The 7,255-nt window shown below is 66.0% G+C and carries 11 protein-coding genes, 3 pseudogenes and 2 riboswitches; of the genes and pseudogenes, 13 read left to right on the top strand and 1 reads right to left on the bottom strand.

Going from position 1 to position 7,255, the window contains the following annotated elements:
- The 9 genes and pseudogenes from JCM19049_RS06135 to mnhG form a co-directional block, all read left to right on the top strand.
- The coding region (locus JCM19049_RS06135) for a hydrogenase subunit MbhD domain-containing protein (protein WP_279402579.1) at positions 1-663 on the top strand (663 nt) is incomplete at its 5' end.
- Positions 660-1,421, top strand: a complete 762-nt coding sequence (locus tag JCM19049_RS06140; RefSeq protein ID WP_054821136.1) for an MnhB domain-containing protein — start codon at positions 660-662, stop codon at positions 1,419-1,421. The genes JCM19049_RS06135 and JCM19049_RS06140, both read left to right, overlap by 4 nt.
- Positions 1,418-1,867 (top strand): Na(+)/H(+) antiporter subunit C, encoded by a 450-nt coding sequence (locus JCM19049_RS06145; RefSeq protein WP_054821137.1) that lies wholly within the window; start codon positions 1,418-1,420, stop codon positions 1,865-1,867. Before JCM19049_RS06140 ends, JCM19049_RS06145 begins: the two co-directional genes overlap by 4 nt.
- Complete coding sequence (locus tag JCM19049_RS23205) at positions 1,868-2,230, top strand: hypothetical protein (protein ID WP_374700243.1); 363 nt, start codon at positions 1,868-1,870, stop codon at positions 2,228-2,230. It begins immediately after the preceding gene.
- Positions 2,116-3,375: a Na+/H+ antiporter subunit D gene (locus JCM19049_RS06150; RefSeq protein ID WP_374700244.1), complete on the top strand. Its 1,260-nt coding sequence runs from the start codon at positions 2,116-2,118 to the stop codon at positions 3,373-3,375. The genes JCM19049_RS23205 and JCM19049_RS06150 overlap by 115 nt, the downstream gene beginning before the upstream one ends.
- Positions 3,303-3,650, top strand: a complete 348-nt coding sequence (locus JCM19049_RS18955) for a hypothetical protein (protein ID WP_279402580.1) — start codon at positions 3,303-3,305, stop codon at positions 3,648-3,650. The genes JCM19049_RS06150 and JCM19049_RS18955 overlap by 73 nt, the downstream gene beginning before the upstream one ends.
- A gap of 81 nt (positions 3,651-3,731) precedes the next feature.
- Positions 3,732-4,133, top strand: a pseudogene (locus tag JCM19049_RS18960) (Na+/H+ antiporter subunit E); the annotation flags it as partial.
- A gap of 94 nt (positions 4,134-4,227) precedes the next feature.
- Entirely contained in the window at positions 4,228-4,395 is a 168-nt protein-coding gene (locus tag JCM19049_RS18965) for a monovalent cation/H+ antiporter complex subunit F (protein ID WP_279402581.1), read from the top strand.
- The gene (mnhG, locus tag JCM19049_RS06165; protein WP_054821139.1) at positions 4,395-4,754 is read left to right on the top strand and encodes a monovalent cation/H(+) antiporter subunit G; all 360 of its coding nucleotides are present in this window, start codon (positions 4,395-4,397) and stop codon (positions 4,752-4,754) included. The genes JCM19049_RS18965 and mnhG overlap by 1 nt, the downstream gene beginning before the upstream one ends.
- Before the next feature lie 89 nt (positions 4,755-4,843).
- Here mnhG and JCM19049_RS06170 read toward each other — a convergent pair whose 3' ends face one another.
- Positions 4,844-5,095 (bottom strand): DUF4235 domain-containing protein, encoded by a 252-nt coding sequence (locus JCM19049_RS06170; RefSeq protein WP_054821138.1) that lies wholly within the window; start codon positions 5,093-5,095, stop codon positions 4,844-4,846.
- A 118-nt stretch (positions 5,096-5,213) separates the two neighbouring features.
- A riboswitch (TPP riboswitch) is annotated at positions 5,214-5,369 on the top strand.
- Between the two features lie 66 nt (positions 5,370-5,435).
- On the opposite strand from JCM19049_RS06170, the pseudogene JCM19049_RS06175 reads away from it, so the two are divergent.
- From JCM19049_RS06175 to JCM19049_RS06185, 4 genes and pseudogenes are all read left to right on the top strand, one after another.
- Positions 5,436-5,899 (top strand): annotated as a pseudogene (locus JCM19049_RS06175) (ECF transporter S component).
- Entirely contained in the window at positions 5,878-6,054 is a 177-nt protein-coding gene (locus JCM19049_RS22330) for a hypothetical protein (RefSeq protein ID WP_306420713.1), read from the top strand. Before JCM19049_RS06175 ends, JCM19049_RS22330 begins: the two are co-directional and overlap by 22 nt.
- Positions 6,055-6,160: 106 nt before the next feature.
- Positions 6,161-6,312, top strand: a riboswitch (TPP riboswitch).
- Positions 6,313-6,462: 150 nt separating this feature from the next.
- Positions 6,463-6,997, top strand: a pseudogene (locus JCM19049_RS23210) (ECF transporter S component).
- Positions 6,994-7,255: hypothetical protein (locus JCM19049_RS06185; protein WP_279402582.1), on the top strand; the 262-nt coding region annotated here is incomplete at its 3' end. The pseudogene JCM19049_RS23210 and the gene JCM19049_RS06185, both read left to right, overlap by 4 nt.

A 7,255-nucleotide genomic window follows, 5' to 3' on the forward strand; every position in this document is an offset into this window, starting at 1 on the left:
CTCGGCGGTGTGCTGCTGTTCGTGGGACGGGCGCGGGCGGATTATTCGGCCCGGCTGCACCGGCGGCTGCCGGCCGCGGAGGAAGCCTACCGCGGCATCGTGAACCTCACCGACGAACTGGCGATCTGGGTGACCGGGCGGACCCAGCGTGGTTCGCTCTCCTTCTACCTGGGCGTGATCCTGGCCGTGGCGATGGTGGTTCCGCTGAGCATCGCCCTGACCGTGCCCACCCCATGGCCCGATCAGTGGGTGATTGCCGACCATCCCGCCCAGATCGTCATCGGCGCCATCATGATCGTCGGGGCGATCGCGGCGATCCGCGCCTCGAAGCGTTTCATGGCGGTGCTGATGGTCTCGGTGACCGGTTTTGGCATGGTCGCCATCTTCGCGCTGCAGGGCGCACCGGACCTGGCGCTGACCCAGCTGCTGGTGGAGACCATTGTGCTGGTCGCGTTCGTGCTGGCCCTGCGCGCCCTGCCCAAGCGGCTGTGGGTGGGCATCTCCCGGATCAAGCTGGGACGGGCCGTCCTGGCCACCGCCCTGGCGCTGATGACCGTATATGTTGCCATCGGAATGATGGCAGCGCGCCAGGAGGCGCCGATCTCGCTGGCCTTCCCGGACCTGGCCTACCACGAGGCTACGGCTCAAACATTGTCAACGTGACCCTGGTGGACCTGCGCGTGTGGGATACCTTCGGGGAAATCACCGTGCTGGCCGCCGCGGCCACCGGGGTGGCCTCACTGATCTTCGTGGCGGTGCCCTCCCGTCGCCGGCTGCGTGCCCGCGAGGTGGAAAGCGGTTCCATCGACCACGGTTCGGAGGCCATGTCCACCGGCGAATTCGGCCAGGCCCGCCTGGATCTGGCCCGCAAGTTCGCCACCTCGGACAATGAGGACTGGCTGATCGCCGGGCACACGCTGGTCGCCGAACGCCGCTCCATCGTCTTTGAAGTGGTCACCCGCCTGATCTTCCATTCGATCCTGCTGTTGAGCGTGTTCACCTTGATCACCGGGCACAACAACCCCGGCGGCGGTTTCGCCGGCGGACTGCTGGCCGGGCTGGCGTTGACCATCCGCTACCTGGCCGGCGGGCGGGTGGAGCTGGCCGAATCGATGCGCGTCTCCCCGAACATCCTCATCGGTGGCGGGCTGGCCGTGGCGGCCTGCTCCGGCATCATTCCGCTGCTGGCGGGGGACCCGGTGTTCAGCACCTACGTCTGGCAGTTCAGCCTTCCGCTGTTTGGCGAACACAAGTTCGTGACCTCAACCTTCTTCGACATTGGAGTGTATCTGGTGGTGCTCGGCCTGGTGCAGGACGTGCTGCGATCCCTGGGCAGCGAAATCGACCAGCTTTCCGAGGGCCGCTCCCCGGTGGCCCGCCATGATGTGGTGGCCAGCTACGAGACGGGGGTGGGCCGGTGAGTGTGAACATCACCTTCCTGGTCATCACCGGCGTGCTGTTGGCGGTGGGCTACTACCTGGTGCTGGAACGCACCCTGACCCGGGTGCTGCTGGGCATCGTGGTGCTGGGCAACGCGGTGAACCTGCTGATCCTCACCGCTGGCGGGAGGATGGGCAAGGCCCCGCTGTTCCAGCCGGACCTGCCGGCCGATGAGTACTCGGATCCGCTGCCGCAGGCGCTGATCCTGACCGCCATTGTCATCACCTTCGCGGTGACCGCGTTCCTGCTCGCGCTGATCTACCGGTCCTGGTCGCTGACCAACGCCGATACCGTGCGGGACGATGAGGAAGATATCCGCGTCTCCCAGGCCAGTGCCTACGACGAAGAAGAGGACGCTCCCGTGGAGGAAGACACCACCGAATTCGTCGATGAGGAAGGCCGACCGATCCGCGAGGGGGAGGAATAGATGCAGCAGCTCATGTCCCTGGCCCCGCTGGCGGTCATCCTGCCGATCCTCGGCGCCGGCGCGACCTTCCTGGCCCGGCGCAAGGTGCGCTGGCAGCGGATCATCACCATCGGGGTACTGTGCACCACGCTGCTGCTGGAGGTCGGGATGCTGGCGGCCACCTGGAACGGGCAGACCTACGCGATCACCATCGCCGGGTGGGACACCCCCACCGGCATAGCCTGGTGGTGGACGGATTCAGCGCGTTCATGCTGCTGGTCTCCACCGTGGTGTCCCTGGCGGTGCTGTTGTTCGCCACCAGTCAGGGGATGGCCGACGGGGATGAGCACGGTCCGGTCTCGATTTTCCACCCGGCCTACCTGATCCTGCTGGCCGGGGTGTCCAACGCGTTCATGGCCGCGGACTTGTTCAACCTCTATGTGGGCTTCGAAATCTTCCTCACCGCCAGCTATGTGCTGCTCACCCTGGGCGGCACCGCCGAACGGATCCGCTCGGGCATCACCTATGTGGTGGTCTCCGTGGTCTCCTCGGTGCTGTTCCTGACCGCGATCGCGTTGATCTATGCGGCTACCGGCACGGTGAACATGGGGGACCTGGCGCTGAAGCTGGCCGACCTGGATTCGGGGACAAAGCTGATCCTGCACAGCTTCCTGCTGATCGCCTTTGGCATCAAGGCCGCCGTGTTCCCGCTCTCGCTGTGGCTGCCGGACTCCTACCCGACCGCCCCGGCCCCGGTGACCGCCGTGTTCGCCGGACTTTTGACCAAGGTGGGCGTGTACGCGATCGTGCGCACCGAGACGCTGCTGTTTCCGGGTGGGGAAGTGAACTCGGTGCTGCTGGTGGTCTCGGCGCTGACCATGGTGATCGGTATCTTCGGTGCGCTGGCCCAGTCGGACTTCAAGCGCATGCTCTCCTTCACGCTGACCAGCCACATCGGCTACCTGATCTTCGGGATCGCGGTCGGCACCGAAACCGCGATTGCCGCCACGATCTACTACGTGGGCCACCACATCATCGTGCAGACCTCCCTGTTCATGGTCGCCGGGCTGATTGAACGGCGAGCCGGCACCGCGAACATCACCGAACTGGGATCCCTGGCCCGACTTTCCCCGGCCTTGGCGGTGCTGTTCTTCATCCCGGCCATCAACCTGGGCGGCATCCCGCCGTTCTCAGGGTTCCTGGGCAAGTTCGGGCTGCTGCACGCCGCGACCGAACAGGGCGGGGCACTGAACTGGGTGGTGATCGCCGCCGGGCTGCTGACCAGCCTGCTGACCCTGCTGGCCATCATCCGCGTCTGGGCCCGCGCCTTCTGGCGCCGGGCTGCCGAGGCGGAGGACCCGCAGGCGTCCCTGGTGGACCAGTCCAAGGAGATGACCGAACTGATCCAGTCCTCGGGCAATCAGGGCCGATCCTGGGGGCCAGGCTCGCCCGGCAGATGGAGGCGAAGTTCCTGCCCTGGGGGATGCGCTACTCCACCGGGGCCCTGGTCGCCGCCGGGGTGGCGTTGACCGTGTTCGCCGGACCGCTCTTTGCCTTCTGTCAGCGGGTGGCCGCCGAGCTGCTGAGCCGGGCCCCTACATCACCGCGGTTCTGCCGCCAGGCTAAAGGGGAAGGACACATGTCAAAACGTATTGACGAGCCACGCGACCAGCGCATCGCCGACGCGCTGGATGAGGCCTCGGGCCAGCGCAACCGCGCCACACTGCGCCAGGAGTGGCCGCTGCTGCTGTTCATGACCCTGGTCTGGGGCGCGCTGTGGCAGGACTTCACCCCCGGAACCTAATCGTGGGGGCGCTGCTGTCCCTGCTGCTGGTCGCCCTGTTCCCGCTGCCCCGGTGCGTCTGTCGGGGCGCATCAACCGTGGTACTGCTTCCTGCTGCTGGGCTGGTTTATCATGCAGGTGGTGGCGGCCAGCCTGGAGGTTTCCTACCTGGCGCTTTTCCGGCGCCAGAAGACCCGCAGCTCCATCATCGCGGTGCGCCTGCACACCGACTCGGACCTGATCGTCACCACGGTCGGGCACGTGCTGACCCTGATCCCCGGATCGTTCGTGGTGGAGGTGGACCGGCGCAGCTCCACCCTGTACCTGCATTACCTCAACGCCTCCAACGCCATCAAGGTCGCCCGCTCCCGGGCGAAGATCCATGAAATCGAACGGCGGGTGATCATGGCCATCGGCAGCCACGACGAGTACGAGTACGTCAAGCAGGTGCGCAAGGACATCGCCCAGCGCGCCCGCCAGAAGGCCAAGGAGGCAAAGCGTTGAGCTACATCATCGTGGGAATCAGCGGAGTGCTGCTCTCGGTGGGTGCGGTGGCCTGCCTGATCCGGGTCGCCCGCGGACCTCCATCCTGGACCGGGTGCTGGCCCTGGATGTGATGCTGCTGATCATCTCCGCCGCCCTGTGCCTGGAAATGTACCTGAACCGGCACACCAACCACATCCTGTTCGTGGTGATCGCCTGCGCCATCGGCTTCATCAGCTCGGTCACAGTCTCCCGGTTCGTTTCCGACCAGAGGAATGCGTGATGGATCAGTTCCTGGAAATTGTGGCCGCCGGCTGCATGATCGTCGGCTCGCTGATGTCGTTGATCGCCGGCATAGGCCTGTTGACCTTCCCCGACCTGCTCACCCGGATGCATGCTGCCACCAAGCCGCAGGTGCTTGGCTTCCTGCTGCTGTTCATCGGGTTGGCCATCCACCTGCGCTCCTGGCAGGTGGTGCCGGTGCTCGCCCTGGCTTGGGGCGTGCAGCTGCTGACCGCACCGGTCTCCGCGCACATGATTGGCCGTTCCGGATACCGCACCAAGCACGTGAAGCGCGAAACGCTGTACAGCGACGAACTGCGCACCGTGGTGGAGAACGCCAGCCGCCAGAACAAGGACTAGCGCCACTGCCGGCACCGCGAACAAGGGCCCCGGAGCACCGCATCACGGTGCTTCGAGGCACTGCCTGCCCACGCGCAAACGCCGGGGAACTACTTGTTCAGCTTGGCCAACGCCTTGCGGGTGCCGCGGTCGGTGAGGACCTGGATGATCGCGGCCACCACGGAGGAGAAGACGGCGAACGCCAGGGCTTGGCGCATCGAGGCTTCGGCTTCGGCTTCCTGGCCGTGGCGCGGGGCGTCATTGCCGGTGAATCCCTTCCACAGGCGGTCCACCAGCTTGCTGCCGACAAACCCGGCTCCCAGGGAAATGCCGGTGGCGAGCAGCTTCATCATTGGTTTCATTCTTCGCGCTCCTGTTCGCATGGGGACTTCTCTTTCTATCGAAAGCATATCCTGAGCTATGGTGGCATCGCAGACATGGCATCGGGTGATCCACGGATCGCCGCGGCAATCTGCTGACAAGAAACGACAGGGGAGCGTCATACCGTCCCCGAGGCTCACCGCGCAGCAAACGCCGGTGGCCGGGACCGGTGGAAGACGCTGAGAGTGCGATAGATCGCAGACCCTCGAACCTGCTCCGGCTAGTACCGGCGAAGGAAGTCGAGAATCTCAGATGTGCGGCAGGGACAGCTCCCTGCGCATCCGCATGTGCTCCCCTCCTGAACCAGGAGGATGGAAGAAAATGGCAACAACCAAGCGAACCGGCGGCACCTCATGGAAGGTCGCGGACATCGTGATCGCCTCGGTCATCGCCGTGGCTTCGGGCGTGGTGTTCTGGGCGTGGAGCGCCAGTTACGGTTTCGTGACGCTGGCCTTCGCCGCGTTCCCGCCGGCCAGCGCGCTGCTCTCGGGCATGTGGCTGTTCCCCGCGGTCCTCGGGGCGCTGATCATTCGCAAGCCCGGTGCGGCACTGTACTGCGAACTGCTGGCCGCCATCATCGAGGCCCTGCTGGGCACCCACTGGGACTGACGGTGCTGGTCTCCGGGCTGCTGCAGGGGCTGGGTGCCGAGCTGGTGTTCGCGCTCTTGCGCTACCGGGTGTGGAACCTGTCCGCCGCCATGCTGGCCGGTTTCTGCTCCGGCTTCCTCAGCGCCCTCAACGGTGCTACATCACCGCCCACTTCGTGCACTACACCGCCGGGATGAAGCTGTTCCATGTGGCGGCGATGAGCGTCTCCGGGTTGCTGATCGCCGGGATCTGCTCGTTTTTCCTCACCCGCATGCTGGCCAACACCGGTGCCTTGGCCTCCCTGCCCAGCCGCCGGGCCCACCGGGAACCGGTGTTCACCCGCTCCCGCTAGGCGGCGCCTGACGGCGGGAGCAAGAGCAATATGACGTCCGCCCTAAACCGGTCGCCGGTCCGGGTTCTGCCCGACCGGCATCCTGGGGTATGGTGGCAACGCAGACATAAACCGACAGGGGAGCGTCATACCAGCGCTGCGTGCCGCTAGGTGCGTCACGGCAGGTGTAAGGGTAAAAGACGCTGAGAGTGCGATAGATCGCAGACCCTCGAACCTGCCCCGGCTAGTACCGGCGAAGGAAGTCGAGAATCTCAGGTATGCCCCCGGGGACGCGCCCCGGTTCGCATACATGCTCCCCTCCTGATTCAGGAGGATATTTAAGTGACAACAACACCGTTGCGGGCCAGCAGCTCGTGGAAGGTCGCCGACATCGTCGTCGCCTCGGTGATCGCCGTGGCTTCGGGCGTGGTGTTCTGGGGATGGAACGCCGGTTACGGCTTCATTTCCCTGGCCTTTGTGGCCTTCCCGCCGGCCAGCGCCTTCGTGGCCGGGATGTGGCTCTTTCCGGCAGTGCTCGGGGCCTGATCATCCGCAAGCCAGGCGCCGCTCTGTACTGTGAACTGCTGGCCGCGGTGATCTCCGCGCTGCTGGGCTCGCAGTGGGGCATCACCGTGCTGGTTTCCGGCATTGTCCAGGGCCTGGGCGCGAGGTGGTGTTCGCGCTCTTCCGCTACCGGGTGTGGAACCTTGGGGCGGCGATGCTGGCGGGGTTGGGCGCCGGACTGTTCGGTGCGCTAAGCGAGGCCTACCTGATGGCCTACTACGCGGAATACACCGCGGGCATGAAGCTTTTCCACGTGGCGGCGATGAGCCTCTCCGGCCTGGTGATTGCCGGCATCCTGTCCTACTTCGCCACCCGCGCGCTGGCGGCCACCGGGGCGCTTTCGGCGCTGCCCAGCCGCAGGGCGAACCGTGAACCGATCTTTGGGCGGGCGAAGCAATGACCGCCGGCATCACGAACCCCGCCGCGCTGCCCCAGCTGGAATCCGGTGCCCTGTCCGTGAGCGCGCGCGGGTTCGGCTGGAAGCACGCCGACCGGCAGCAAGCGGCCCTGCACGCCCTGGATCTGGAGATTCCGGCCGGCAGCGGGTGCTGCTGCTGGGACCAGCGGCGCGGGCAAATCCACGCTGCTGCACGCCATGGCCGGGGTCCTGGACGTTTCCGAGCTGGCCGGGGTGCACCGGGGCAGCTGCTGGTGGGGG

This window comes from Arthrobacter sp. JCM 19049 (assembly GCF_001310435.1).

Bases quoted from the DNA above. Each gene is read 5' to 3' on its own strand.
- JCM19049_RS23205 (WP_374700243.1), top strand. From the start codon at position 1,868: ATGCAGCAGCTCATGTCCCTGGCCCCGCTGGCGGTCATCCTGCCGATC.
- JCM19049_RS06150 (WP_374700244.1), top strand. From the start codon at position 2,116: ATGCTGCTGGTCTCCACCGTGGTGTCCCTGGCGGTGCTGTTGTTCGCC.
- JCM19049_RS18955 (WP_279402580.1), top strand. From the start codon at position 3,303: ATGGAGGCGAAGTTCCTGCCCTGGGGGATGCGCTACTCCACCGGGGCC.
- mnhG (WP_054821139.1), top strand. From the start codon at position 4,395: ATGGATCAGTTCCTGGAAATTGTGGCCGCCGGCTGCATGATCGTCGGC.
- JCM19049_RS06170 (WP_054821138.1), bottom strand. From the start codon at position 5,095: ATGAAACCAATGATGAAGCTGCTCGCCACCGGCATTTCCCTGGGAGCC.